The following is a 26,499-nucleotide window of genomic DNA, read 5'->3' as shown; positions in this document are numbered from 1 at the left end:
GGGGCCTCGGGGCTCGTCGGTGCCGCGCACGTCATCACAGCCCGCGGGTCCGCCGCGGCGCGCCGACGTCCCTAGCCGGCGGGGGCGGGGACGGCGGGCGCGCGGCCGTCCCCGCGGCGCCAGTCGCCGTGGAGCTTCGCGTACGCGCCGCGGCGACGCAGCAACTCCTCGTGCGTCCCGGCCTCGGCGATCCGCCCGTCCTCGACCACGACGATGAGGTCGGCCCGCCGGATCGTCGAGAGCCGGTGGGCGATGACGATCGCCGTCCGGTCGGCGAGCAGCCGCGCGAGCGCGCGCTCGATCCGCTCCTCCGTGCGCAGGTCGACCTTCGCGGTCGCCTCGTCGAGGAGCAGCAGGTCCGGCCCGGTGCCGGGATCGCCGGCGATGAGCGCGCGGGCGAACGCGACGAGCTGCCGCTGCCCGGCGGAGAGCGCGGCGCCCCGCTCGCCGACCGTCGTGTCGAGCCCGTCGGGCAGGCGGGCGAGGGCCTCGTCGGCGCCGAGCGCGGCGACGACGGCCTCGACCTCGGCGCGGGTGGCGCCGGCCCGGCCGAAGGCGATGTTCTCGGCCACGGTGCCGCTGAAGAGGAAGCCCTCCTGCGGCACGATCCCCATCCGGCTGCGGAGGTCGCGCTGGCGCAGGTCGCGCAGGTCGATGCCGTCGATCGTCACGCGCCCGCGGGTCGGGTCGACGAAGCGCGCGGCGAGCTTCACGATCGTCGACTTGCCGGCGCCGGTCGGGCCGACGAGGGCGACCGTCGCACCCGCGGGGACGGTCAGGTCGACGTCGTGCAGGACGAGCCGGTCGCCCCCGGTCGGGTCGCGGCTCGTCGCGTAGCCGAAGGAGACGTCCTCGAACCGCAGCTCGCCCCGCAGCACCCGGCCGCCGTCGCCGGCGCGGGCCGGGAGGGGACGGGGGTCCTCCGGGTCGTGCAGCGTGGACTCCTGGTCCAGCAGCGCGCCGATCTTGTCGAGCGCCGCCATCCCGGACTGGAACGTCGTGTAGACGTTCGAGAGGTCGCTGATCGGCCCGAAGAAGTTGTCCAGCGCGGTGACGAAGCCGATCAGCACGCCGATCGTGACGGCGCCCTCGATCGCCTGCCCGCCGCCGACGAGCAGCACGAGGACGATCGCGACCGTGCCGAGGTACTCGACGGCGGGGAAGTACGCGGCGTTCAGGTGGACGGTCCGCATGTTCGCCTCGCGGTTGTCGTCCCCGAGGGCGTGGAACCGCTCGACGTGGCCGGCCTCGCGGCCGAACGACCGGATGACGCGCACCCCCGAGAGCGTCTCCTGGAGGTGCGCGGTGATCGAGCCGATCGTCTCGCGGGTGCGCGCGAACGCATCGACCGACGCGAGGCGGAACGCGAGCGACCCGAGCAGCAGGACGGGCATCGTCGTGAAGGTGATGAGCGCGAGCTGCAGGTCGAGCGAGACGAGGATGACGATCGAGCCGGCGAGCATGAGCACCGACTGCAGGAGCGTCACGAGCGCCGAGCTGATCATCGTCTGCAGCGCGTCGACGTCGTTCGTCATCCGCGAGACGAGGACGCCCGCCCGCTGGCGCTCGTGGTAGCTCACCGGCATCTCGAGCAGATGGCGGAAGATCCGCTCCCGCAGGTCGCTGAGGAGCCGCGCGCCGATCCAGCCGACGAGGCGGTCGCGGACGATCGAGGCGGCGACCCCGACGAGCGCGACGACGAGGAACGCGACGACGAGGATCGTCAGGCGCCCGGTGTCGCCGGCCACCAGGCCGTCGTCGACGGCCCGCTGCGCGAGGGGCGCCGGAGCGAGGGCCGCGGCGGTCGAGAGCAGCAGCGCGACGACCATCACCGCGATCCGGGCCCGGTAGGGCAGGAGCATCGCGGCGAGGTTGCGCAGGCGCCGCCCGCGGCCACGGGTGGCGGCGCGGCGCCGGCGCAGCTCGGCGCGGACGGTCCCGGCGCGCGGGCTCACGCCGTGGACCCTCCGGTCGGCAGCGGCTCGTCCTCGTCCAGCGGGACGCGGCACGGCGTCGCGGGCGTGAGGAGTCGCTCGCCGTCGAGCCCGCGCGCGACGACCTCGCGGTAGCGCTCCGAGCCGGCCAGCAGCTCGTCGTGGGTGCCGTCGGCGGCGATCCGGCCGTCGTGCAGCAGCACGACCCGGTCGGCGAGGCGGACCGTCGACAGCCGGTGGGCGATGACGAGCGTCGTGCGCCCGGCCATCGCGGTCTCCAGCCCGGCGGCGATCGCCTGCTCGGTCGTGGCGTCGACGTTCGAGGTCGCGTCGTCGAGCACGAGGACGCGCACGCCCGTCGGCCCGTCCGGCGGGGCGTCGGCCGCGCCGCGCGGTGCAGCGCCGGCCGCGTCGTTGGGACGGCCTGCGCCGCCGGACCGCCCGCGCCCGGCGAGCAGCGCGCGGGCGATCGCCAGGCGCTGGCGCTGCCCGCCCGAGAGCGTCAGGCCACGCTCGCCGACGACGGTGTCGTAGCCGTCGGGCAGCTCGCGGACGAACCCGTCGGCCTGCGCGAGCCGCGCGGCGTCGACGACCTGCTCGCGCGTGGCGCCCGGCGCGGCGTAGGCGATGTTGGCCGCCACCGTGTCGGTGAAGAGGAACGGGTCGTCGTCGACCACGGCGATCTCGTGACGCAGGGCGAACGGGTCGAGGTCGCGCAGGTCGACGCCGTCGAGCAGGACCCGTCCGGCGGTCGGGTCGTAGAGGCGCGGCAGGAGCTGCACGAGCGCCGTCTTGCCCGAGCCGGTCTCGCCGACGATCGCCATGCGCTGCCCGGCCGGCACGACGAGGTCGACGTCCTGCAGCGCCGGCCGGCGCTGCCCCTCGTAGCGCAGCGCGACGCCCTCGAAGCGCAGCTCGCCGCGGGGCGGGTCGTCGGGCCCGGCGGGCAGCGGCGGCAGCGTGCGGGGCAGTCCCGGACCGGTCGGCGCGACGATCGTCGGCGCGCGATCCAGGATCTCGAAGAGCCGCCGGCCGGACGCCGTCGCGCGCTGCGCCAGCCCGAGCATCACGCCGAGCGAGCGCAGCGGCTGGATGAGCATCATCACGTAGACGTAGAACGCCGCGAACGCCCCGACGGTGATCGTGTCGTCGACGACCATCCGCCCGCCGGCGAGCAGCACGATCGCGAGGCTGATCTGCGGCAGGAACTGGATCACGGGCTGGAACGCCGACTGGATCCGGACGGCGTCGAGCTGCCGCTGGAACGCGTGCTCGACGGTGTCCTCGAACGCCCGGCGGCGGCGATCCTCGGCGGCGAACGCCTTCACGACCCGGATGCCGGAGATCGACTCCTCGGCCGCGGCGGTGAGCTCGGCGACCGCCTGCTGCGCGGCCTGCTGCGCGGGACGCCCGCGCGTGCCGTAGCGGTGCCCGACGACGACGATCAGGGGCGCGGGCAGGAGCGCGAGCACCGCCAGCAGCGGCTGCTGCACGAGCATCGCGACCGTCGCCAGCACGACGGTCAGCAGCGCCTGGACGATGAAGATCAGGCCGTAGCCGAGGAAGAACCGCACCGCGCCGAGGTCGACCGTCGCGCGCGACATGAGCTGGCCGGTCTGCCAGCGGTCGAAGAACCCGAGCTCGAGCGCCTGGAGATGCCCGTAGAGGCGGTCGCGCAGGTCCTGCTCGACGCCGAGCGACACCCGCCCGGCGACGAGCCGCCGTCCGATCGTCAGGAGCATCCGGCCGAGTCCGAGCAGCGCGATCGCGAGGACGAGCAGCCGCAGCCCGTCCCGGTCCCCGTCGCGGATCCGGTCGATCCCGCGGCCCACGAGCCACGGGCTCGTGACCGTCGCGAGCATCGCCAGCAGCGCGAGGGAGAACGAGAGCGCCCAGGTCCCGCGGTAGGGCCGCAGGAACCCGAGGAGTCGACGGAACGTCGGCACCCGGCGAGTCTAGGCACCGCGGGCGCCGTGCCCACCGCTGGGGCGCGGCGGGCGCTCCCGCGGTCGCGCAGCGGCGATACTGGACCCCCATGGTCGAGTTCGGCATCTGCGGCGCCTGCGCGCACCAGCGGCTGATCCGCAACGGGCGCGGCTCGACGTTCTCGATGTGCGGGCGCTCGCGGACCGACGACCGCTTCCCGCGCTACCCCCGGATGCCCGTCGGCTCGTGTCCCGGCTTCGAGCGCCGGGCCGAGGACGCGCAGGCGGCCGAGGGTCCGCGCGACTGACCGGCGCGGCCACGGCTCGCGCTCGTCGTCTGCATCCGGCGTGGGAGGCGAGGTGGCGCGAGCTCGCTCGTCGGCGGTGCGCGGCGCCAGGCGGGGACGGCGAGGCGGGGGCAGACGCACGAGGCCATCGCTCGCCGGGGCGCCGCGTGCGTCCGGCGTCGGGCAACGGGCGTCGGTGCACGCGGCGTCGCGCGCCGGGCCCGCCTCGTGCGTCCACCGCCGCCTTCGGCCGTCGCGGCCGCCGTCGCCCTCGTCGTTCGCGGTCGGGGCCGGCGGGGCCGCCGGGCGGGCCCGTGTAGCGTCCTGCGGGAGCGTGCACCCGCGCTCGACGACCCCCGACGGAGCGACACGGATGAGCGAGAAGAGCGGCGCCGGCACCTGGAGCAAGGAGATGGGGGAGGGCGGCCGGTTCCAGCGCCAGCAGAGCGCCTTCCGGCGGTTCGTCACGGCCGACGGCTCCAGCGGGTTCCCGGCGGTCGCGGGGCGCTACCACCTGTACGTCTCCTACGCCTGCCCGTGGGCGTCGCGGACGATCATCCTCCGCAAGCTCAAGGGCCTCGAGGACGCGATCGGGATGACGGTCGTCGACCCGGTCCGCGACGAGCGGTCGTGGGGCTTCAAGGGCGCCGGCATCGAGCACGCCGACCCCGACGACCCCGCCGTCGAGGTCGACCCGCTCAACGGCTGGTCGTTCCTCTCGGAGGGCTACGCCGCGACCGACCCCGACTTCGACGGGCGCGTCACCGTCCCGGTGCTCTGGGACACCGAGACGGGGACGATCGTCAACAACGAGTCCTCCGAGATCCTCCGGATGCTCAACAGCGAGTTCGACGCCGTCGCCGCGCACCCGGAGCGCGACTACTACCCCGCGGAGCTGCGCGAGGAGATCGACGGGCTGAACGACTGGATCTACCCGACGGTGAACAACGGCGTCTACGCCGCGGGCTTCGCCACGAGCCAGGAGGCCTACGAGGAGGGCGTCACCGCGCTCTTCGCGTCGCTGGACCGGCTCGAGGGCATCCTCGCCACGAATCGCTACCTCACGGGCGACGCGATCACCGAGGCGGACTGGCGGCTCTTCGTGACGCTCGTCCGGTTCGACCCGGTCTACGTCGGGCACTTCAAGTGCAACCTGCGACGGATCGTGGACTACCCGAACCTCTGGGGCTACACCCGCGATCTCTACCAGCAGCCGGGCGTGGCCGAGACGGTGAACCTCGACCACATCAAGCGTCACTACTACGTGACGCACCCGTCGATCAACCCGACCCGCGTCGTCCCGCTCGGGCCGGTCGTCGACTTCGACGAGCCGCACGGTCGGAGCTGAGCCCGGGCTCGGTCGATTCCGTCCAGCAGGTGGAGGAAACCGACCGAGCCCTCGGATCACGCCGGGTCGAGCTGCGCCGCGGCGGCGACCCACGACGGGTCCAGCTCGCCGCGCTTGCGCGCGACGTAGGCGTGGTAGTGCAGCGGCTCGCCGCTGACCGCCAGCCGGTGCTGGTAGCGCCGCTCGGCGGAGACCTCGAGCGCGCCCTCCGCGTCGAGGCGCCGGAGGAGGCGCGCGAACCCCGAGGGGTCCTCGTCGGTGACGAAGTCGTCGCGGATCGTCAGCGCCACCCAGCCGTCCTCGGCGAGGTAGTCGAACGCGGTCGCGAACGCCTCCGGCGGGATGTCGCCGAAGCCGAGCGCCGCGACGGTCGTCAGGCAGTCGGGCGCGAGCGCCCGCAGCGCGTCGTCGTCGGCGGCCGGCGGATCGGTGAGGTCGCAGACGCGGTAGTCCGCGTAGACCCCGGGCCGGTCGCGCTCGGTGGCCATCCGGGCCTCGGGCAGGATGTCGACGCCGACGATCTCCGCGACGCCGAGGTCCCGCAGCTCCTCGCCGACCATCCCGTTGCCGGCCCCGAGGTCGAGGACCGACAGCGACGTCGGGTCGGCGCCCTCGCCCCGGATCCCGTGCTCGAGCATCTCGCGCACGACGGTCGGCGAGCAGCACTCCAGCTCGTCGTAGAAGAGCCGCTCGTAGAGGCCGGGGATCTCGAAGATGCGGTCGTAGTCGTGGAAGCGGATCCGCTCGACGCCGTCGGGGCGCAGCAGCTCGCACCACTCCTCGTCCTGGTCGAGCTCGGCGCGGCGGGCCTCGGTGCGCGGCAGGCGCAGCGTCAGCTCGTCGGCGGGGGAGTGCGGATGGGGAACGCTCATGGGACCTCTCGGGGGGATGGTCTTGCGGGCGGATCACCACCGCCGACGGCCACGAGGGCCGGACGCGGTGGCGTGGTGCAGCAGCGACGGGGCGGTTGCGGCTCGAGCGCTGCCCTGGGGGCGGAGGCTCCGCCGGAACAGGGCGCTGGACGTTCGATCGGCGTCGCACCGGTGCTGGGCCGACCATAACGGACCGGCCGCCGCCGGGCGACGGCGGCCCGGTCGTCAGATCCCTCGCCGCTGGAGCATCCGGGCCAGGAACGCGAATCCGGCGACGGTCCAGACGAGCAGCACCCCGACGGCCAGCAGGTGGCTGCCGAACACGTCGCTGCCCTGCGAGCCGTCGACCATGAGCCGCATGCCCTGCGTCATCGGCAGGGCCTGGAAGATCCCGTCCACCACCGGCGAGAGGTCCGTCGAGACGAGGAACGCCGGCAGCAGGATCGGGAAGAGCAGCAGGCCCATCCACGTGTTGAGCTTGTCCGGGCTGCGGAAGAGGTACGCCAGCCACAGGCCGAAGCCGATGAGCGACAGTCCCGAGCCGAGGGCGCCGAGCGCGAAGAGGAGCGGTCGCTCGGGTTCCAGTCGGGTGAGCAGGACCGTGCCGGCCGTGGCCACCGAGCCGTAGATCACGCCGACGAGCGCCTTCGCGGCGAGCACCTCGCTGCCGCGCGCCGCGAGCAGCAGCGCCTCGAGCGTCCGCTTGTCGAGCTCCTCGGCGAGGATGATCGGCGTCACGAGCAGGCCGACCATCCCGAGCAGCATCGCGACCGCGGCGACCGCGAAGTAGCGCCGCAGGCCCATCGCGTCGACGGCGTTGGCGGTGTTGCGGGCGACCGTGGCGCTCTGGACCTCGACCGCGGGCGGCCGGTCGGTGAGCTTCCCGACGGTGGCCGGCAGCAGGTCGGCGACCGCGAACGCCGTCGGGGAGGCGTCGGAGAGGGCGAGGACGCGCAGCGGCGGCGACCGCCCCTCGCGCGCTTGCCTCAGCAGGCCGTCGGGGACGAGGATCGCCAGGTCCACGTCGTCGTCGGCGATCCGCTGGCGCGCGGCGGCCTCGTCCGCCGTCCGCTCCACGGTGAGCTCGATCGCGCGACCGACGTCCTCGGGCAGCCGCTCGGCCACCCGGCCGGCGTCGGCGGCGCCGACGACGACGACCTTCGCGGACGGCCGCGGCTCCTCGTCGGGGAACGCGAGCGAGTAGAAGAGCCCGAGCCCGATCGGGATGAGCAGCGCCACGAGGACGCGCCCGTCGCGGATCGCGTCGACGAGGTCCTTGCGGAGGATGAGCCAGAGGCGGCGGGCGTTCATCGCCGGCCTCCCGGCCTGTACGGCCACACGAGCCAGTGCCACCACTTCCGCGCGCCGTCGGAGGGCGCGTCCGGTCCGGGATCGTCCCCGTCGTCCCCGTCCTCGTCGTCGAGGCCCCGTCCCGCGAGCGCCACGAAGACGTCCGCGAGCGTCGGCTCGTCGCTGTGCACGGCGAGCACGCGACCGGCGGCCTGCCACTCGGTGAGGCGCCGGTCCGCCGGATCGTCGAGCGGCACCTCGTGCTCGCTGCGATCGTCGAGCGTCACCCGGGCGTGACGGCCCGCGCGGCGGGCGGCGAGCGAGAGCTTGAGCTCCCGCGGGGTGTCCAGCGCGACGACCCGGCCCTCCGCGAGGAACGCCACGCGGTCGCAGAGCTCGTCGGCCTCGGTCATGTCGTGCGTCGTGATGACGACGGCGGTGCCCGCGGCCGCGAGGTCGCGCACGATCTCGCGCAGCGTCCGCGCCGACAGCGGGTCCAGGCCGCGGGTCGGCTCGTCGAGGAAGAGCACGCGCGGCTCGTTCACGAGCGCCCGCGCCAGCAGCAGCCGCTGCTTCATGCCGGTCGAGTACGTCTTGACCTTGCGCCCGGCGGCGTGCTCGATCCCCACCCGGCGCAGCAGCGCGTCGACGCGCTCCGGCGGCGCGCCGTAGAGCTGCGCGAAGAGCGCGAGATTCTCGCGGCCGGTCAGCCGCAGGTAGAGGTTCTGATCCTCGAACACGAGGTTCAGCTCGGCGCGGGCCGCCTCGCGATCGGCGACGAGGTCGTGGCCGCCCACGGACGCGGTGCCGGAGGTCGGGCGGGAGCGGCCGGTCAGGATCCGGATCGTCGTCGTCTTGCCGGCGCCGTTGTGGCCGAGGAGGCCGAAGACCTCGCCGGGCGCCGCCGCGAAGCTGATGCCGCGCACGGCCTCGACGTCGCCGAAGCGCTTCACGAGGTCCTCGACCACGACGGCCGCGTCGGGGGGAGGGGGGACGGGGGGATCCTGCGCGGCCAGGGTCTGGTCGGGCATCGCGTCGAACCTACCAGGCGCATCGCCGCTCTCCGACGGTCGCCGGTGACCGTTCGGTGACGATCGGGGTGGGGTTCTCCCCACCCCGATCTCGGGGGGCGGCCCGGGGCGGATCGGGTCCTTCCCCCAGCGACGCGCGAGGACCCGCGCAGCAGGCTGGCGGCATGTCCCGAACCCGTCCCGTCTCCCCATCCGGCAGCGCTCCTCCGGCCGCCCCCGCCGGCGCGCTCGCGCGCCTCACCCGCTCGGCCGCGCGCGGGGCGCAGCGCCGGCCGAAGACCGTCCTGCTGCTGTGGCTGCTGCTCGTCGTCGGACTGACCGCGGCCGGGTCGCTCGTCGGCACGCGGTCGCTCGAGGGCGCCGATGCCGGGGTCGGCGAGTCCGGCCGCGCCGAGCGCGTGCTCGAGCGCGCCGGCCTCGACGACCGCGCCGCCGAGACGATCCTCGTCCGGGCGTCCACGCCGGCGGCCGCGCGGCACGCGGCCGAGCGGGTCGCCGCACGGCTCCGCACCGTCGAGGAGGTCGGGACGGTCGTCAGCGGCGCCGGCCCCCGGGCCGACTCCGCGCTGCGGACCGACGGCGGCAAGGCCGTCCTCGTCCAGGCGATGCTGCGCGGCGACCCGGAGGACGCCGCCGACCACGTCGAGCCGGTGATCGCCGCGGTCGACGACGTGCGCGCGTCGATCCCCGAGCGCGACGCCACGATCGTGCAGACCGGCGTCGGGTCGGTCGACAAGGCGATCGGCGACCTCTTCGAGGAGGACCTGCAGCAGGCCGAGATCTTCTCGGTGCCCGTGACGCTCGTCGTGCTCGTCGTCGCGTTCGGCGCGCTCGTCGCGGCGCTCGTCCCGCTGCTGCTCGGCGTCACGGCCGTGGCCGGCGCCCTCGGCGCGGTCGGCCTGACCTCCCAGCTCGTGCCCAGCAGCGACTCGACCGCGTCGCTGCTCGTCCTCATCGGCCTCGCCGTCGGCGTCGACTACTCGCTCTTCTACATCCGTCGCGAGCGCGAGGAGCGGCGGAGGGACCCCACCCGCCCCCGGCCCGACGCGGCGCTCGACGCGGCGGCGGCGACCGTCGGCCGCGCGGTGCTCGTGTCCGGGCTCACCGTCATGGTCGCCCTGGCGGGCCTCTTCATCACCGGGGTGCCGGACTTCGCCTCGATGGCCGTCGGCACGATCACCGTCGTCGCGATCGCGCTCGTCGGCTCGCTCACGGTGCTCCCGGCGATCCTCGCGCTGCTCGGCGACCGGATCGATCGCGGCCGGATCCCGCTGGTCTGGCGGCTGCGGGCCCGGCGCGCTCGCCGACTCGGGGTCGTCGGCGTCGACCGGCCCTCGGCCTGGCAGCGGGTCGCCGAGCGCGTCACGCGCCGACCCGGCGCGGCGTTCCTCGTCGCCGTCCTCGTGCTCGGCGGCCTCGCCGTTCCCGCGCTCTCGATGCAGACCGCCGAGCAGGGGCGGCAGGGCCTGCCCGCGGATCTGCCGGCCGTCCAGGCGCTGACCGAGGTCGAGCGCGCCTTCCCCGGCGCGCCGGAGCACTCCCAGATCGTCGTCACGGGGCAGCGCCTCGGCGACGCGACCGGGCGGCTCCAGCAGCTCGGCGACCGCGCCCGTGAGGCGACCGGCGGCCGAGGGCCCGTCGAGGTCCGCGTGTCCCGCGCCGGCGACGCCGCGGTCATCGAGGTGCCGATGCCCGACCACGACGCCGACGGCCTGCGCGCCGCCGTCGAGCGGCTGCGCTCGGAGGTCGCCCCGACCGTCGATCGCGTCCAGCCGGGCGCCACCGCGCTGGTGGCCGGCGCCGGCGCCGGCTCGATCGACTTCGTCGACCAGGTGAACGACAAGCTGCCGCTCGTCCTCGCGTTCGTCCTCGGGCTGGCGTTCGTGCTGCTCGTCGGGACGTTCCGCTCGGCCCGCCTGGCCCTGACGGTGATCGGGCTGAACCTCCTGTCGATCGGTGCCGCCTACGGCGTGCTCACCCTCGTCTTCCAGCACACGTGGGCGGAGGGGGTGCTGGACTTCACCTCCACCGGCACCGTCTCGGCCTGGCTGCCGCTGATGGCCTTCGTCGTCCTCTTCGGGCTGTCGATGGACTACACGATCCTCGTGCTGGAGCGGGTCCGCGAGTCGCGCGCCGCCGGGCGCAGCCCGCGCCAGGCCGCGGCCGAGGGCGTCGGCGCCACGGCCGGCGCCGTCACGAGCGCCGCCGTCGTGATGGTCGCGGTCTTCGCGATCTTCGGGACGCTGCGGTTCCTCGAGATGAAGCAGATGGGCGTCGGCCTGGCGACCGCGATCCTGCTCGATGCGACCATCGTCCGCGCGCTCGCGCTGCCGGCGGCGCTGACGCTCCTCGGCGAGCGGGGCATGCCGGTCCGGCGGGCGCGCTCGCGGGCGCGTCGGCGGGCGCCGCGCGGCGACGGCCTTCCCGTCGCGGACGCGGCGTGGGAGGATCGCACCGTGCTCCCGGCCGCTGATGGCCATGCGCGCTGAGCCCGACCGGGCGGGCACCGCCCGCCCCTCGGCCACCGCGCCGGCTCCGACGTCCGCCACGGAGGCGGGCGTCGGGGTGCGGTGGCTCGACGAGTCGCCGCTCGTCCTGCACCTCGGCGGCTCCGCGTTCCTCGGTGCGCTCGTGCTCGTCCTCTGGGCGCTGACGGGCGGCGGCGCCTTCTGGCCGATGTGGGTCTGGTTCGGGCTCGCCGTGGCGTTCGGGGTCTACGCCCTGCTGCGCTCGGCGCTGTCGGAGCCGCGGCCGTCCCGGCTGGAGCGCACCCGGCAGTGGTTCCTCTTCGCCAGCGGCGTCGAGGTGACGATCTGGCTCCTGTCGGGCGGCGGCGCCTTCTGGCCGATCTGGCCGATCCTCGGCTTCGGCAGCTGGTACCTCGCGCTCCTGGCGCTCTCCCGCGGGGACGCGCTGCCGTGGCGCCGGGCGCGTCAGCTCGCCGAGCGCGTGGACGTGCTGACCCGGACGCGCCGCGGCGCGCTCGACGTCCAGGCCGAGGAGCTGCGGCGGATCGAGCGCGACCTCCACGACGGGGCGCAGGCCCGGCTCGTCGCCCTCAGCATGCGGCTCGGGCGCGCCGAGCAGCGGCTGCAGGACGACGGCGACGAGGCGACGCGCACCCTCGTCCTCGACGCCCAGCGGGACGCGGAGGCCGCGATCGGCGAGCTGCGCGACCTCGCCCGCGGGATCGCGCCGCCGATCCTCGCCGACCGCGGGCTGCTCGCCGCCGCGCAGGCGCTCGGGCGCCGGTGCGCGATCCCGGTGACCGTCGAGGGCGCCCTCGCGCGCCGGCCCTCTCCGGTCGTCGAGTCCGCCGCGTACTTCGTCATCGCCGAGTCGCTGACGAACGCCGCCAAGCACGCCGGCCCGGCGAGCGCGACGGTGCGGCTGGGGGAGGAGCAGGGACGGCTCGTCGTCGAGATCGCCGACGACGGGACCGGGGGCGCCGACCCGACTGGGTCCGGACTGACGGGCCTGCGGCGCCGGGTCGAGGCGCTCGACGGCCGGCTGGCGGTGTCGGCGCCGGACGCCGGCGGCACCCTCGTCCGGGCGGAGCTCCCGCATGGGTGAGCCGCTGCGGGTCGTGGTCGTCGAGGACCACGCGCTGCTGCGCGAGGGGATCGTCGCGCTGCTGCGCGAGCAGGGCCTCGACGTCGTCGCGCAGGCGGAGGACGGCGACGGCCTGCGGCGGATCGTCGACGGCCACCGCCCCGACGTCGCGGTCGTCGACGTGCGGCTGCCGCCCGGGTTCACCGACGAGGGCCTGCGGGCCGCGATCGCCGCGCGCGAGCGCCACCCCGGGCTCGCGGTGCTCGTCCTGTCGCAGTACGTCGAGCCGGTCTACACGTCGGAGCTGCTCGCGTCGGGCGGCGGCGGGGTCGGGTACCTGCTGAAGGAGCGCGTCGGCGACGTGCGCGGCTTCGTCGACGCCCTCCGGCGGGTCGCCGCCGGCGGCACCGCCCTGGACCGCGAGGTCGTGGCGGAGCTCGTGCGCGATCGCGACCGCGGGGACGACGCGCTCGCCGCGCTGACGCCCCGCGAGCGCGAGGTGCTGGCGCTCATGGCGGAGGGCCGCACGAACGGCGGCATCGCCGACGCCCTCGTCGTGACGCCCAAGGCGGTCGAGAAGCACGTCGGGAACGTCTTCGCGAAGCTCGACCTGCCCGGCGGCGACGGCGACCACCGTCGCGTCCTCGCGGTGCTCGCGTTCCTGCGCGCCGGCGGCTGATCGCGACCGACGACGCTCGGATTCGACGAGCGTCGAACGGTCGCGACCGGATGTCGTGCCGTTCGTGGGCGCTCGCCCCTGGGCCCGTCCGAACACGGGGCGAGGCGGCCTTCTGCGGCGTGCTCGACGGTGCGATCGTCGCTGTCGGCGGGAGGGGCCGGGTCGTCGCTCCCGCACCGACCGGCTCGCGTTCGCGAGCCCGCCTCCCGTGCGCTCCGTGTCCGTCACGAGCCCGGGCCGGCCGCGCCTGCACGTGACGTGCTCCGGGGCGGGCGAGCCCGTGCTCGCCATCACCGGCTGGACGATCTCGTCCGCGATCTTCGCCCCGTTCGTGCCGCTGCTGCCCGACGGGTTCCGCGCGATCGCCTTCGACCACCGCGGCAGCGGCCGGTCGGCGTGGTGGCCGACGCCGGTCTCCGTGGCGACGCTCGCCGCGGACGCCGGCCGCGCGCTCGACGCCGCCGGTGAGCGATCCGCGCACGTCGTCGGCGTCTCGCTCGGGGCCGCCGTGGCGATCGAGCTCGCGGTCCGGATGCCGTGGCGGGTGCGCTCGCTCGCGCTCGTCGGCGGCTGGTCGGGCGGCCCCGCGTCCCGGCTGCCGGCGCCGGCGGAGGCCTCCGCCGTGCTCGGGCGGCTGGCCCGGGACTCCGCGCGCCGCCGCCGGCTCTGGCCCGCCGCGATGCTCTTCTCGCCGGAGTACCTCGCCGCGGCGTCGGCCGAGGAGCTCGACGCGGCCGTCGAGCCGTTCCTCGTCCGGCGCGCCGGCGCCACGATGACCTGGGCGCAGACGGTGGCGGCGTCCTGCTTCAACCGCCGGCGCGAGCTCGCCGCGCTGCGCTGCCCGACGCTCGTCGCCCACGGCGTCCAGGACGCCATGAGCCCGGTCGAGAACGCGCGCCGGATGGCGGCCGCGATCCCGGGCTGCCGCCTGGAGCTGCGTCCCGGCGGCCACGCCTTCCCGTTCGAGGACCTCGACGACACCGCCGCGCTCGCGCGGTCGTGGCTCGGTGAGGTCGCCGGTACCGACCCGGCGGTGCGCTCCACGCCCGTCCGGCGGACCACGGAGCGGGTCACGCGCCCGCTCGCCCTCCACACCGGAGCGGCCCGCAACCAGCGGGACCTGCTCCTGCGGCTCGCCGGCCGCGCCTGACCCGGCCGGACCGGCACGCCCCACCGAACCACGCACCACGGAGCCGACGATGACCGACGACGCCCCCACGACGACCAGGTACTCCGACCTCGCCTCCCTCGCCGAGAAGGTCGGCGAGGAGCTCGGCACGAGCCGCTGGATCACGATCGACCAGCCGATGATCGACGCCTTCGCCGAGGTCACGGGCGACCGCAACTGGATCCACCTCGATCCCGAGCGCGCCGCCGCGACGCCCTTCGGCGGCACGATCGCCCACGGCTATCTCACGCTCTCGCTCGCGCCGACGCTCCTGGAGGACGTGCTGGACGTCTCCGGCTTCGCGATGGCGATGAACTACGGCATCGACCGCCTGCGCTTCGTCGCGCCGGTCCCGGTCGACAGCCGCCTGCGGATGCGGGTCGCCCTCGACGAGGCGCAGATCGCCGACGGCGTCGGCGTCCTGCGCTGCACGCTGACCTTCGAGATCGAGGACGCGCCGAAGCCGGCGTGCGTCGCCCAGGTCCTCTACCGCTTCGCGGAGGAGGCGTCGTGAGCACGACCGACGCTCCGCCCCGGGGCGAGCGGCGCCGCACGCACCGCAACGCGGCGCTCGACACGCTGCTGACCCAGAACGTCTCCGGCGGCCGTGCGACGCGGATCGCCCGTCCCGGTCCGGTGCTGCGCACGGCCGCCGCGCTGGCGCGCCGTCCGCGCCGTACCGCCGGGCGCGTCGGCGCGCTCGGCGCGGAGCTCGCGCGCGTCGCCGGCGGGCGCTCCACGGTCGCCCCGGCGAAGGGCGACGCCCGCTTCCGCGACCGCGCCTGGGAGGAGAACTGGGCGCTGCGTCGCGTGCTGCAGGGCTACCTCGCGGTCGGGTCGACCGTCGACGGCCTGATCGACGACGCCGAGCTGGACTGGCGCACCGAGCAGCAGGTGCGCTTCCTCGCCGACAACCTCCACGACCTGCTCTCGCCGACGAACCTCCCGCTGCTGAACCCGGAGGTCGTGAAGGAGACGATCGACCGCGGCGGCGTGAACCTCGCGCTCGGCGCGCGCCGGTTCGTCCGGGACGTCGCCCGGGCGCCGCGCCTGCCGGCGACCGTCGACACGTCGAAGTTCGAGATCGGCGGCAACGTCGCGGCGACGCCCGGCTCCGTCGTCCTGCGCGACGACGTCATGGAGCTGCTGGAGTACGCCCCGACGACCGAGACGGTCTTCGAGCGGCCGCTGCTCGTCGTGCCGCCGACGATCAACAAGTACTACGTCCTGGACCTCGCGCCCGGGCGGAGCTTCGTCGAGCACCTCGTCGCCGCCGGCCACCGGGTGTTCGCCATCTCGTGGCGCAACCCCGGGAAGGAGCACTCGCACTTCGACCTGGAGACGTACGCCCGGGCGGTCCTGCGGGCGCGCGACGCCGCCGCCGAGATCGCCGGGCACGAGACCGTCGACCTCGTCGCCGCGTGCTCCGGCGGCATCATCAGCGTCGCGACGCTCGCCTACCTCGCGGGCACCGGCGAGCAGGAGCGCTTCGGCTCCACCACGCTCCTGGTCTGCGCGCTGGACCAGCGCCAGGCGGGCACGACCTCGGCGTTCACCGGGCGCGAGATCGCGGCGGCGGCGGTCGCGGACTCGGCGCGGCGCGGGTACCTCGACGGGGCGTCGCTGGCCGGGGTCTTCGCGTGGCTGCGGCCGAACGACCTCATCTGGCGCTACGTCATCAACAACTACTTCCTCGGCAAGGCGCCGCCCGCGTTCGACGTCCTGTTCTGGAACCAGGACACGGTCCGCCTCGCGCACGGCCTGCACCGCGACTTCGTCCAGATGGCGATGCTCAACGACCTCGTGCAGCCCGAGGCGCGATCGCTCATGGCCACGCCGCTGGACCTGCGCCGCGTCGACCGTGACTGCTACGTCGTGGCCGGCAGCACCGACCACATCGTGCCGTGGGAGAACGCGTACCGCACGACCCAGGTGCTCGGGGGAGACCTGCGGTTCGTGCTCTCCACGAGCGGGCACATCCAGGCGCTCGTGAACCCGCCGTCGCCGAAGAGCCGGTCGAGCTTCCGGATCGCGCCGTCGCACCCGGCGGATCCCCGGGCGTGGGAGGCCGAGGCCGTCTCCCACTCGGGCTCGTGGTGGACCGACCACGCCCGGTGGCTCGGCGAGCGCGCCGGCGAGCAGGTGCCCGCCCCCGCGGCGCAGGGGTCGGATGCCCACCCGCCGCTCGACGCCGCCCCGGGACGGTATGTCCACGAGTAGCGGCGGTCCGGGCTGGTGGGGCCGGCCGGTGGCCGAGACGCGCTGGGTCCTGGAGGCCTGGCGCCTCTCGGTCGACCCGCTGTTCCTGCGGCCCCGCGGCGTGCCGCGCGGCGACGGCCGGACCGTGGTCCTCGTGCCGGGGTTCCTCGCGGGCGACCAGACGCTGTCGCTGCTCGCGCTCTGGCTGCGGCGGATCGGCTATCGGGCGGTCACCGCCGGGTTCGTGACGAACACCGACTGCGCGGACCGGGCGCTGGACCGGGTGGTGCGGACGGCCCGCCGCGCACGCGAGCGCGACGGGCGCCGCGTGGCCGTGATCGGCCACAGCCGCGGTGGGCACTACGCCCGCGCGCTGGCCGCCGGCCATCCCGAGCTCGTCTCGCACGCGGTCTCGCTGGGCTCCGACCTCAACGGGATGCTCGGGATCAGCGTGCCGACCCAGGCGGCGGTCACCGGGACCCGCCTGGCGCTGCACGCCGCGCGGCGCACGCGCCGCCCGGCCTGCTTCACGCTCTTCTGCGACTGCCCGTTCGCGGCGGCGTTCCGCGCGCCGATCGATCCGAGCGTGCGGGTGACGAGCGTCTACTCCCGCGGCGACGGCGTCGTCGCGTGGCCCGGCTGCGTCGTCGAGGGCGCGGAGAACGTCGAGGTCACCGGCAGCCACATCGGCCTGATCGCCAACCGCAAGGTCCTGCCGGTGCTCGCCGAGGCCCTCGCGCGGCCCGAGCGCCCGCGGGCCGAGGAGCCGGCGGCCGCCGGATCGGCCTGAGGGCCGGTCCCGGTCCGAGGCCCGACGGGCGCCGGACGGGCCGCCGGCGAGGGGCCGCCGGTCCTCCTACTGCTGCTGCTCGGTCGGCCGGACGAGCACCTCGTTCACCGCGACGTGCCGCGGGCGCGTGACGACGAACGAGATCGCGTCGGCGACGTCCTGCGCCCGCAGCGGGTCGAGGTCCCCGAGCCGGCGGGCGGAGGCCTCCTGGATCTCCGGCCGGTTGTGGCTCAGCAGCTCGGTCGCCACCGCGCCGGGCTCCACGAGCGACACCCGGACGTGCTCCCGCGTGACCTCCTGGCGCAGCGCCTCGCTGAACGCGCCGACGCCGTGCTTCGTCGCGTTGTAGACGGCGGCGCCGGCGTTCGCGCGGCGTCCCGCCACGGAGCTGACGTTCACGAGGTCGGCGACCCGGCGCGGCGGGTCCTGCGCGGCCGAGCGCAGGTGGGGGAGGGCGGCCTGCGAGACGTGGATCAGGCCCTGGAGGTTCAGGGCGAGCATCCGGTCGATCTCCTCGGCGGGCTGCTCGGCGACCGGGCCCAGCAGCATCTGCCCGGCGTTGTTGACGACGATGTCGAGCCGTCCGAGCTCGCCCACGGTCGTCTCGACGCACCCGGCCGCCTGCTCGCGGTCGCTGACGTCGGCGACGACGACGAGGGCGTGCGCGCCGGCGTCCCGGATCTTGCGCGCGAGCTCGTCGAGCCGGTCCTCGCGGCGGGCCGCGATCGCGACCGTCGCGCCGTCGGCGGCGAGCTGCAGGGCCGTCGCCTCGCCGATCCCCGAGCTCGCCCCCGTGACGAGGGCCACCGTCTCCCGCAGTCGCTGCGCCATGCCTCGACCCTATCCAGGGTCCGTGGGGAGCCGTCCGGTCGTGGGGCGAACATGCGTTCGTGTCGACGCCCCGCCGAGCGATCCTCCACGCGGACCTCGACGCGTTCTACGCCTCCGTCGAGCAGCGCGACGACCCGGCGCTGCGGGGCCGGCCGACGGCGGTCGGGCCCGGGTGGTGATGGCGGCGAGCTACGAGGCGCGGGCCTCCGGGGTCCGGGCCGGCCTGGGCGTCGCGGCCGCGCGGCGCCGCTGCCCGGAGCTGCGGGTGGTGCCGGCGCGCTTCGACGCCTACGTCGAGGCGGGCGAGGCGGTCCACGCGGTGCTGCGCGCGCACGCGCCGCTCGTGGAGTCGCTCTCGATCGACGAGGCGTTCCTCGACGTCACGGGGCTCGAGCGCGTGACCGGCACGCCGGCCGAGATCGCGGCCGCCGTCCGACGGGCGGTCCGCGAGCAGGTCGGGCTGCCGATCACCGTCGGCGGCGGCTCGACGACCCAGGTCGCGAAGCTCGCCTCGGGCGCGGGCAAGCCGGACGGGCTGCTCGTGCTGGCCCCGGAGGACGAGCGGGCGTTCCTCGACCGGCTGCCCGTCGAGCGGATCTGGGGCGTGGGGACGGCGACCGCCCGGCGCCTGCGCCGCCGGGGGTGGGCGACGATCGCCGACCTCGCCGCGGCCGGCGAGCCGGCGCTCGTGGCCGCGGTCGGCGCCTCGGCCGGCCGCCGCCTGCACGCGATCGCGCACAACCGCGAGTCCCGGGCGGTGCGGGCCGAGCGCCGCCGCCGGTCGTTCGGCGCCCAGGCCGCGCGGCGGATCCCGGCCGGCGGGCACGCCGAGGCCGACGCCGCCGCGATGGGGCTGCTGGACCGGATCGCCCGCCGGATGCGCGAGGCGGGCCACGCGGGACGGACGGTGAGCCTGCGCCTGCGGTTCGCCGACTTCTCCGTCGCGACGCGGTCGGCGACGCTCGCGCGGCCGAGCGCCGAGACGGACGTGCTGCTGGCCACGGCGCGCGGGCTGCTGGCGGCCGAGCACGCGGTCCTCGCCGCCCGCGACCTGACCCTCGTGGGCTTCAGCGTCAGCGGGCTGGAGCGGGTCGACGAGCAGCAGCTCGAGCTCCCCTTCGGCGATCCGGTCCGCCGGGCCCCGCCGCCCGCCACCGGCGACGGGCTCGACGCCGCGCTGGATGCGATCCGTCGCCGCCACGGCGGGCGGGCGATCCAGCGCGCGCGCCTGCTCGGCCGCCCGGCCGAGCACGGCGAGGGTTGGGCCGACGCCCGGCTGCGGGAGCGGCCGTCCCGTCGGTCGCGCCGGGAGCCGCCGCCGCTCGGGCGGCCGCCCGGGACCGCCGAGGACCGGCGATCGGGCCCGGCCGGACCTCAGGGCCCGTAGCGCACGCGCGGCGGCATCGCCGGGCTCCACAGCGCGCCGTCGAGGCGCTGGCGGGCGACGGACCAGACCGGCTTCGGCCGGCCGGCGTACGTCAGCAGGCCCTTGCGGTGCAGGCCCGTCCGCTTCACCGTCCGCCGGTCGGCGCCCCCGGTCCAGTCCGGGCGGACCGCGAACTCGCGCAGGGTCCAGTAGAGCGCGCCGGAGAGGTCGGTCCGCCGGTCGACCACGTTCATCACGCGGGCGAGGTATCGCGCCTGGAACTGGAGCGTGCCCTTGAGGGTGCGCTTGCCCGACTTGATGCCCTCGGCGCCCATCTCGGTGATGGCCAGCGCCTGCGTGGGGTAGGCGGCACGCGTGGCGTCGAGGAACGGCACGAACCGGCGGAAGTCGTCGACGCGGTGCGCCTTCGGCCCCTTGTACCAGCCGAAGTACGCGTTGAGCCCGAGCACCGGGAAGCGCGCGTGCGCCTGCTGGGCCGGGTAGTCCGGCAGGCTGCGGATGTCGAGCGCCGGTGGCACCGTCGGGTCCAGCGCCTCCGCGTCGCGTCGTGCCTGGTCGAGGTAGGCCACCGACGCGGGCTGCGCGTCCACCCCCGCGGTCAGCTCGTTGGCGACGGAGTGGACGATCACCGACGGGTGGTTGCGCGTGGCGAGGATCGACGCCCGGTTCGTCCGCAGCGCGTAGTCGAAGAACCCCTGCTCGCGCAGGCGGCGGTCGGCCTGGTAGACGGGCGTCTGCGCCCAGACCATGATCCCCGCGCGGTCCAGCGCGTCGAGCAGCCGGTCGTCGAGCGTGTAGTGGGCGCGGGTGACGTTCGCGCCGCTCGCCTGCAGCTCGTCGACGATCCGCTGGACGTCGCCGTCGCTCATCGCCGCGCCGCGCCCGGGCACGTCCTCCTGGATCGAGGATCCCCGCAGGCGCAGCTCGCGCCCGTTCAGGCGGAGCTTCGCGCCCGTCACCGCGACGCTGCGCAGGCCGATCCGCTCGTCGACGACCTGCTCCGGACGCAGGTCGATCCCGCCGAGGAGCTCCAGGCGCGCGCGGTAGAGCGTCGGCGAGGACGGGGACCACAGCCGCCCGTTCGGGACGTTCGCGTCGATCGAGACGGTGGCGGTCCTGCCGCCGCCGATCGTGCGCAGGTCCCGCTCGACGGTCAGCACGCGCTTCCCGGACGGGTCGTCGACGGTCAGGCGGGCGCGCGCGGCCAGCGGCTCGGGCAGGCGGTTGAGCACGGTGGCGCGGACGCGGACGCCGGGCGTGCACGAGCCGGCGGCGTCGCAGCGCGCCGTGCCCTGGACGGCGGGGTCCGACGTCAGCAGGCGGCCGCGGGGGATGAGCCAGACGGGACGCGTGAGCCCGGCCCAGTTCCACCAGCCCTCGCTGATGCCCCCGGGCCGGCGCCCGTCGACGCGGATCGCGACGCGGACGGTGCGCCCGGTCGTCGCGCGCGGCAGCGCGACCTCGAACGGGGCGTACGGATCGTCGTTGCTCGCGAGGAGCTGGCCGTCGACGTAGACGTTCGCGATCCGGCGCACGGCCTCGAAGCGCAGCGCCCAGGTGCCGCCCTCGGCCGCCGCGGGGACGGCGACGTCGCGGACGTACCACCAGACGCCGCCGCGAAAGCTCTGGAGCGAGAGGGCGGGATCGGCGACGTCCGGCACGGTGACCGGGACCCAGCCGTCGCCCTGTCCGGTCTGCCGGCCGACCTGCAGGCCGTCGTCGGCCGGGTCGGCGGCGCGCTGCCACCCCGCGTCGAGCCGCTGCGGCGCGGCGGGACCGACCGTCCCCGCGGGCGTGCCGAGCGGCAGCAGGCGCGGCGCGGAGGCGGCCGTCGAGGAGGCGGAGTCGATCCCGAGCGTCGAGACGACGGCGACGACGGCCGCGACGAGCACGATCAGGACGACGGCGACCGTCCGATGGGGAGCCAGGCGCGACACGTGGCCCTGCATCATCGCCGATGGGCCGGGCGTTCGGGCCGATCGGGGCGCAGCGCCCGCCGCCGCCCGGCCCGGCGGCGCTCAGGCGGCGGCCTTGGCGGCGAGCTGGCCGCAGGCCGCGTCGATGTCCCGACCGCGGATGAGGCGGATCGTGGCGTTGAACCCCCGGGCCTCCAGCGCGTCGCGGAAGGCGTCCATCGACCCCCGGGAGGAGCCGTCGTAGACGGAGTCCGTCGGGTTGTACGGGATGAGGTTGACCTTGTACTTCCAGGGCTCGAGCAGGTCGGCGAGCTGCTCGGCCTGGGCGACCGAGTCGTTGACCCCCGCGAGCATCACGTACTCGACGAAGATCATCTTGCGCCGGCGCTCGTAGAAGCGGTCGCAGGCCGCCTTGACGTCCTCGAGCGCGTACCGGTCGTTCACCGGCATGATCTCGCTGCGCAGCGCGTCCTCGGGCGCGTGCAGCGACCACGCCAGGCGCACCGGGACGTCGCTGGCGGCGAGCCGGTCGATCCCCGGCACCCAGCCGACGGTCGAGATGCCGGTGCGGCGGTGCGTGATCCCGAGGTCGGGCAGCCGGCGACAGACCTCGAGGACGTTGTCGAGGTTCATCATCGGCTCGCCCATGCCCATGAACACGCAGTGGTTCAGGACGTCGAGCCGGCGCAGCGCGAGCGCCTGGTCGAGGATCTCCCAGGCGGTGAGGTTGCGGCCGAACTTCATCTGACCGGTCGCGCAGAACGTGCACGTCAGCGGGCAGCCGGACTGGGAGCTGACGCAGATCGACCGGCGACCGTCGTGGTAGCGCATGAGGACGGTCTCGATCGGCCGCCCGTCCTTCGTCGTCAGGAGGAGCTTCTCCGTGCCGTCGGAGGCCGTGACGCGCCGGACCTCCTCGAGCGTGGAGAACGGCACCCGCGCCGCCAGCTCGTCGCGCAGCCCGGCGGGGAGGTTCGTCATCTCGTCGTAGCCGCGGGCGCCGCCGGCGGTCCACTTCCAGATCTGGTCGAGCCGGAAGCGGGGCTGGCCGAGCTCCTCCAGCGTGCTGCGCAGCAGGTCGAGGTCCACGGACCGATGATCGCAGGCGCCTCGCGGCAGGGCCGTCGGGGGCGGGCGCGGAGCGCGCCCGGCGCGGCGTGGCGCCTCGCCCGCGCGGTCGCGCACGTCGGTGGCGCCGGTGGGCGTGCCTGGCATCCTTCGGCCCGATGGACGACCACGACCACCGGATCGGCCTGCACGGGCTCGCCCTGCTGCGCGCCGGGGTGCGTGGCGACGTCGTCGGCGTGCACCGGCACCGCACCGCGATCGCCGAGCTCCTCGGGGACCCGGCGCAGGCCGCCGGACGGGACCTGCCGGCGGTCTCGGTGCAGGAGGGCTACGCCGCCTGGGCCACGAGCTACGACGAGCGGCGCAACCCGCTGCTGGACGCGGAGGGGCCGGTCGTCCGCGAGCTGCTCGCCGATCGCCCGGCCGGGATCGCGGTCGACGTCGGCACCGGCACTGGTCGTCACGCGACGTGGCTCGCGGCCCAGGGGCATCGGGTGATCGGCGTCGACGCCTCGCGCGCGATGCTCGAGGTCGCGCGCGGCCGCGCGCCGGAGCTCGAGTGGCTGGAGGCCGACGCCCGCGACCTGCCGCTGCCCGACGGCTGCGCCGACGTCGTGCTCTGCGCGCTGACGCTCTCGCACCTGCCGAGCCTCGCCGCGATCGGCGAGCTCGCGCGGATCGTCGCCCCGGGCGGCCGGCTCGTCGTCTCCAATCCGCATCCGCTCGCGACGGGCCTCCTGCACGCCCGGGCGTGGACGACGACCGCCGACGGCATCCGCGTGCGCGTGCCCGAGTGGCCGCACCCGCTCGGCGACTACGTGGAGCGCTTCGTCGCGGCGGGGCTCGTGCCGACGGTGCTGCGCGAGCCGCCGCACGACGGCAGCGAGCCGCTGATCGAGGGCCTCCCCGCCGCGGTCGTCTGGGCCGCGGACCGTCCGTCCGACCCCGCCGCGCCGCCGCGCCCGGCGCTGCCGCCGATCGCGGCCGACTAGCCGTGCGCCTGCAGAAGTACCTCGCCCACGCGGGCGTCGCGTCGCGGCGGGCGGCCGAGGAGATCGTCCGCGCCGGTCGCGTCACCCTCGACGGCGCCGTCGTGACCGATCCCGCGCGCGACGTGCCCGACGACGGCAGCGTGGCGGTCCGCGTCGACGGCCGCGACGTCGCGCCGGTCCGCGAGACGGTGGTCTTCGCGGTCCACAAGCCGGCCGGCGTCGTCTCGACCGCCCGCGACACGCACGGTCGGCCCACGGTCGTCGGTCTCGTCCCGGCCGGCGAGCGGCGGCTCTATCCGGTCGGGCGGCTCGACGCCGACACCACCGGCCTGCTGCTCCTCACGGACGACGGCGCGCTGGCGGACCTCCTCACCCACCCGCGCTACGAGGTGCCCAAGACGTACGTCGCGACGGTCGCCGGGGGCCGGGTCGGACCGGCCGCCCTGCAGCGGCTGCGCGAGGGCGTGGAGCTCGACGACGGGCCGACGCTGCCGGCGACCGTCGAGCAGCCGCGGCCGGGCGAGCTGCGGATCACCTTGCGCGAGGGGCGCAAGCGCCAGGTGCGCCGCATGTGCCGGGCGGTCGGTCATCCGGTCCGGGCGCTGCGCCGCGTGCGGATGGGCCCGCTCGAGCTCGGCCGGCTCGCCCCGGGGGAGTGGCGCGCGCTCGACGGGCGGGAGGTCGCCGCCCTGCGCGACGCGGCCCGTCCGCCGGCCGACCGCCCGTGACATCCGTCATGGCTCGCCGGCGACGGTCGGCCCTTGCGCGCCGCGTGGCCGAGGCGGAGCATCGGCCGTGATGCGCTGGCGCCGCCGGACCGACCCCGAGGCCTGCGCGGCGCCCGCCGCGACGCCGCTGCTCGGCGCGTCGCTGGAGGAGCTCGAGCGGCTCGAGCGTCAGGAGTCCGGCGACCATCGCCGCCGCCGGGTGGCGGTGATGGGCTGGGTCGGCTTCGTCCTCGTCGTCGTCGGCCTGCCGCAGGCCGTCGACGCCTCCGCCGGCTGCGACCTGCTCGGCGCGGTGGTCCGCATCGGGCTCACCGTCGCGGTGATCGGGATCGTGCTCTGGCTCCTGTGGGACGCGTTCGGCCCGCCGGGCGGGGAGCCGCCGCTGCCCCCGCTCGGCCCGACGGCGGCGCTGCTCCTCGCCGGGGGGTGGCTGGCGACGATCGAGGCCAAGGCGCTCGTCGTGCCGATGGGCATCGCGATGGCCGCCGGCACCCGCCTGCCGCCGCGGGCCGCCCTCGCCATCGTGCTCGGCTGCGTCGGCCTGACCTTCGCGCTCTACGGCGACGACGTCGGCGACGCGGCGGGGTCGTCGCTCGGCGTCGTCGGCTCGGGGGTCGGCACGATCGTCGGCCGGCGCCAGTCGCTGCTCGTGCACCGCGCCCGCGCGCAGCGCCTGGCCCTGGCGCGAGGGGCGGTCGTCGACGAGCGCCTGCGGATCGCGCGCGACCTCCACGACCTGCTCGGCCACACCCTCCTGGCGATCACGGTGAAGAGCGAGCTGGCCCGGCAGCTCGTCCCCGTCGACCCGGAGCGGGCGCGGCGCGAGATCGCCGACGTCGAGGACACCGCGCGGCGCGCGCTGGCGGAGGTCCGCGAGACGGTCGCCGGCTACCGCGCGCCGCGGCTGATCGAGGAGCTCGACGCCGCGACCGCGCTGGCCCGCGCCGACGGCGTCGAGCTCGTCGCCGACGTCGGCGACCTGGAGGGCCTGCCGCGCGAGGTCGAGGCGGCGCTCGGCTGGGCGCTGCGCGAGGCCGTGAGCAACGTCCTGCGCCACGCCGCGGCGGGTCGCGCGACCGTCCGGATCGCGACGGACGACCGCGACGCGGTGCTCGAGGTCGTCGACGACGGGCGCGGACCGGCGGCCGGCACGCGCCCGGCCGGGGAGGGCGGCGGCTCGGGCCTGCCCGGGGTCCGCGAGCGGGTCGCGGCGCTCGACGGCGAGGTCGTCGCGGGGGCGGCGCCGGAGACCGGCGGCTTCCGCCTCGCGGTGCGGGTGCCGCTCGTGGTGACCCGCGCCGGCGCGCCGGCGGACGGGCCGGACCTCGCCGGCCGCCCCGACCGGCCCGGCCCCGTCGGGCCCGCCCGCGTCTCGGGAGCGCCCTCGTGATCTCCGTCCTGCTCGTCGAGGACCAGGCGATGGTCCGCGGGGCGCTCGCGGCGCTCCTGGCGCTGCACCCGGATCTCGAGATCGCGGGCGAGGCGGGCAGCGCCGAGGAGGCGCTCGACCTGCTGGCCGGGCGCCCCGTCGACGTCGTGCTCGTCGACGTCCAGCTGCCGGGCATGAGCGGGATCGACCTCGTGGGCCGGTTGGCCGAGGCGCACCCGGGCGCCCGCGCGCTCGTGCTGACGACCTTCGCGCGTCCCGGGTACGCCCGCCGGGCGCTGGAGGCGGGGGCCCGCGGGTTCCTCCTGAAGGACGCGCCCGCCGATCGGCTCGCGGTGGCGATCCGCCGCGTCCATGGCGGCGAGCGCGTGATCGATCCCGAGCTCGCCGTCGACGCGATGACCGACGGGGCCAGCCCGCTGACCGCGCGCGAGGCCGAGGTCCTGCGCGCCGCGCGCGCCCACGGCACGGTCGCCGAGATCGCCGGCGCGCTGCACCTCGCCCCGGGCACCGTGCGCAACCACCTGTCGGCCGCCATCGGCAAGGTCGGCGGGCGCACCCGCGCGGAGGCCGTCCGGCGCGCGGACGAGCAGGGCTGGCTCTAGCCCTCGCGGTCCGCCGGCCGGCACGCCGGCGCGGCGCGGGCGCCCGGCGCCGGAGGGTCGCGACCCGGCGGCCGGGCCCGCGCGCCGCGTCGCCCGCGGCGCTGTCAGGATCAGGGCGATGCGGATGCACGCGCTGCGCGGAGCGATCTCGGTCGAGGCCGACGACGCCGAGGAGATCCTCGCCCGCACGACCGAGCTCATGCGCGAGCTGCTGGAGCGCAACGCGCTGCGGCCCGAGGAGCTCGTGAGCTGCCTCTTCACGATGACGCCCGACCTGCGGGCGGCGTTCCCGGCGGCCGCCGCCCGCCAGATGGGCTTCGACCAGGTCCCGCTGATGTGCGCGGTGGAGATCGACGTCCCCGGCGCGCTGCCGCGGATCATCCGCGTGCTCGTGCACTACCAGCGCGCCGACGAGGACCATCGCGCGCAGCACGTCTACCTCGGTCGCGCGAAGGCGCTGCGCGCCGACCTCACGAGCGCGCAGTAGCGGCGCGCTCGGGGACCGCGCCC

General features: G+C 76.0%; 22 protein-coding genes and 1 pseudogene. 15 read left to right on the top strand and 8 right to left on the bottom strand.

Going from position 1 to position 26,499, the window contains the following annotated elements; genetic code table 11:
• Positions 1-71 precede the first annotated feature (71 nt).
• The gene (locus SK069_RS02890; RefSeq protein ID WP_319952673.1) at positions 72-1,955 is read right to left on the bottom strand and encodes an ABC transporter ATP-binding protein; all 1,884 of its coding nucleotides are present in this window, start codon (positions 1,953-1,955) and stop codon (positions 72-74) included.
• Complete coding sequence (locus tag SK069_RS02885) at positions 1,952-3,880, bottom strand: ABC transporter ATP-binding protein (protein ID WP_319952672.1); 1,929 nt, start codon at positions 3,878-3,880, stop codon at positions 1,952-1,954. The genes SK069_RS02890 and SK069_RS02885 overlap by 4 nt, the downstream gene beginning before the upstream one ends.
• 89 nt (positions 3,881-3,969) lie before the next feature.
• On the opposite strand from SK069_RS02885, the gene SK069_RS02880 reads away from it, so the two are divergent.
• Entirely contained in the window at positions 3,970-4,167 is a 198-nt protein-coding gene (locus tag SK069_RS02880; RefSeq protein WP_319952671.1) for a hypothetical protein, read from the top strand.
• 352 nt (positions 4,168-4,519) lie between these two features.
• Positions 4,520-5,494, top strand: coding sequence for a glutathione S-transferase family protein (locus tag SK069_RS02875; RefSeq protein ID WP_319952670.1), 975 nt, complete (start codon positions 4,520-4,522; stop codon positions 5,492-5,494).
• A 56-nt stretch (positions 5,495-5,550) separates the two neighbouring features.
• On the opposite strand, the gene SK069_RS02870 is transcribed toward SK069_RS02875, so the two are convergent.
• The 3 genes from SK069_RS02870 to SK069_RS02860 form a co-directional block, all read right to left on the bottom strand.
• Positions 5,551-6,366 (bottom strand): class I SAM-dependent DNA methyltransferase, encoded by an 816-nt coding sequence (locus SK069_RS02870; protein WP_319952669.1) that lies wholly within the window; start codon positions 6,364-6,366, stop codon positions 5,551-5,553.
• A 225-nt stretch (positions 6,367-6,591) separates the two neighbouring features.
• Positions 6,592-7,677 (bottom strand): ABC transporter permease, encoded by a 1,086-nt coding sequence (locus SK069_RS02865; protein ID WP_319952668.1) that lies wholly within the window; start codon positions 7,675-7,677, stop codon positions 6,592-6,594.
• A complete protein-coding gene (locus SK069_RS02860) occupies positions 7,674-8,687 on the bottom strand; it encodes an ABC transporter ATP-binding protein (RefSeq protein ID WP_319952667.1) in 1,014 nt (337 codons plus the stop codon). Before SK069_RS02860 ends, SK069_RS02865 begins: the two co-directional genes overlap by 4 nt.
• A gap of 164 nt (positions 8,688-8,851) precedes the next feature.
• On the opposite strand from SK069_RS02860, the gene SK069_RS02855 reads away from it, so the two are divergent.
• The 7 genes from SK069_RS02855 (at position 8,852) to SK069_RS02825 (ending at position 17,075) form a co-directional block, all read left to right on the top strand.
• A complete protein-coding gene (locus SK069_RS02855) occupies positions 8,852-11,176 on the top strand; it encodes an MMPL family transporter (RefSeq protein WP_319952666.1) in 2,325 nt (774 codons plus the stop codon).
• Positions 11,166-12,260: a sensor histidine kinase gene (locus SK069_RS02850; protein ID WP_319952665.1), complete on the top strand. Its 1,095-nt coding sequence runs from the start codon at positions 11,166-11,168 to the stop codon at positions 12,258-12,260. The genes SK069_RS02855 and SK069_RS02850 overlap by 11 nt, the downstream gene beginning before the upstream one ends.
• A gap of 4 nt (positions 12,261-12,264) precedes the next feature.
• Positions 12,265-12,918: a response regulator gene (locus SK069_RS02845; protein ID WP_406628244.1), complete on the top strand. Its 654-nt coding sequence runs from the start codon at positions 12,265-12,267 to the stop codon at positions 12,916-12,918.
• Between the two features lie 217 nt (positions 12,919-13,135).
• Positions 13,136-14,068 (top strand): alpha/beta fold hydrolase, encoded by a 933-nt coding sequence (locus SK069_RS02840; RefSeq protein WP_319952663.1) that lies wholly within the window; start codon positions 13,136-13,138, stop codon positions 14,066-14,068.
• A 49-nt stretch (positions 14,069-14,117) separates the two neighbouring features.
• Entirely contained in the window at positions 14,118-14,600 is a 483-nt protein-coding gene (locus SK069_RS02835; protein ID WP_319952662.1) for a MaoC family dehydratase, read from the top strand.
• Positions 14,597-16,306, top strand: coding sequence for a PHA/PHB synthase family protein (locus SK069_RS02830; protein ID WP_319952661.1), 1,710 nt, complete (start codon positions 14,597-14,599; stop codon positions 16,304-16,306). The genes SK069_RS02835 and SK069_RS02830 overlap by 4 nt, the downstream gene beginning before the upstream one ends.
• A 28-nt stretch (positions 16,307-16,334) precedes the next feature.
• A complete protein-coding gene (locus SK069_RS02825; protein WP_319952660.1) occupies positions 16,335-17,075 on the top strand; it encodes an alpha/beta hydrolase in 741 nt (246 codons plus the stop codon).
• Between the two features lie 66 nt (positions 17,076-17,141).
• Here SK069_RS02825 and SK069_RS02820 read toward each other — a convergent pair whose 3' ends face one another.
• Entirely contained in the window at positions 17,142-17,906 is a 765-nt protein-coding gene (locus SK069_RS02820; protein ID WP_319952659.1) for an SDR family NAD(P)-dependent oxidoreductase, read from the bottom strand.
• A gap of 59 nt (positions 17,907-17,965) precedes the next feature.
• Here SK069_RS02820 and dinB point away from each other — a divergent pair.
• Positions 17,966-19,293: pseudogene (dinB, locus tag SK069_RS02815) on the top strand (DNA polymerase IV).
• Here dinB and SK069_RS02810 read toward each other — a convergent pair.
• Positions 19,281-21,230 (bottom strand): glycoside hydrolase family 2 protein, encoded by a 1,950-nt coding sequence (locus tag SK069_RS02810; RefSeq protein ID WP_319952658.1) that lies wholly within the window; start codon positions 21,228-21,230, stop codon positions 19,281-19,283. The pseudogene dinB and the gene SK069_RS02810 sit on opposite strands and share 13 nt — an antisense overlap.
• A gap of 81 nt (positions 21,231-21,311) precedes the next feature.
• Entirely contained in the window at positions 21,312-22,298 is a 987-nt protein-coding gene (gene rlmN / locus SK069_RS02805) for a 23S rRNA (adenine(2503)-C(2))-methyltransferase RlmN (protein ID WP_319952657.1), read from the bottom strand.
• A 137-nt stretch (positions 22,299-22,435) separates the two neighbouring features.
• Between rlmN and SK069_RS02800 the strand changes: the two genes are divergently transcribed.
• The 5 genes from SK069_RS02800 (at position 22,436) to aroH (ending at position 26,476) form a co-directional block, all read left to right on the top strand.
• Complete coding sequence (locus SK069_RS02800) at positions 22,436-23,269, top strand: class I SAM-dependent methyltransferase (RefSeq protein WP_319952656.1); 834 nt, start codon at positions 22,436-22,438, stop codon at positions 23,267-23,269.
• 2 nt (positions 23,270-23,271) lie between these two features.
• On the top strand, positions 23,272-23,997 hold the full coding sequence (locus SK069_RS02795) for a pseudouridine synthase (RefSeq protein WP_319952655.1): 726 nt from the start codon (positions 23,272-23,274) through the stop codon (positions 23,995-23,997).
• A gap of 70 nt (positions 23,998-24,067) precedes the next feature.
• A complete protein-coding gene (locus SK069_RS02790; protein WP_319952654.1) occupies positions 24,068-25,387 on the top strand; it encodes a sensor histidine kinase in 1,320 nt (439 codons plus the stop codon).
• Positions 25,384-25,989, top strand: coding sequence for a response regulator transcription factor (locus tag SK069_RS02785; RefSeq protein WP_319952653.1), 606 nt, complete (start codon positions 25,384-25,386; stop codon positions 25,987-25,989). The genes SK069_RS02790 and SK069_RS02785 overlap by 4 nt, the downstream gene beginning before the upstream one ends.
• A gap of 118 nt (positions 25,990-26,107) precedes the next feature.
• Positions 26,108-26,476, top strand: coding sequence for a chorismate mutase (aroH, locus tag SK069_RS02780; RefSeq protein ID WP_319952652.1), 369 nt, complete (start codon positions 26,108-26,110; stop codon positions 26,474-26,476).
• The last annotated feature ends 23 nt before the right edge of the window (positions 26,477-26,499 follow it).

Origin of the sequence: Patulibacter brassicae (assembly GCF_033949425.1) — a bacterium.
In the GTDB taxonomy this organism is placed as follows: Bacteria; Actinomycetota; Thermoleophilia; order Solirubrobacterales; family Solirubrobacteraceae; genus Patulibacter; species Patulibacter brassicae.
This window is presented reverse-complemented; position numbering and strand designations above follow the sequence as displayed.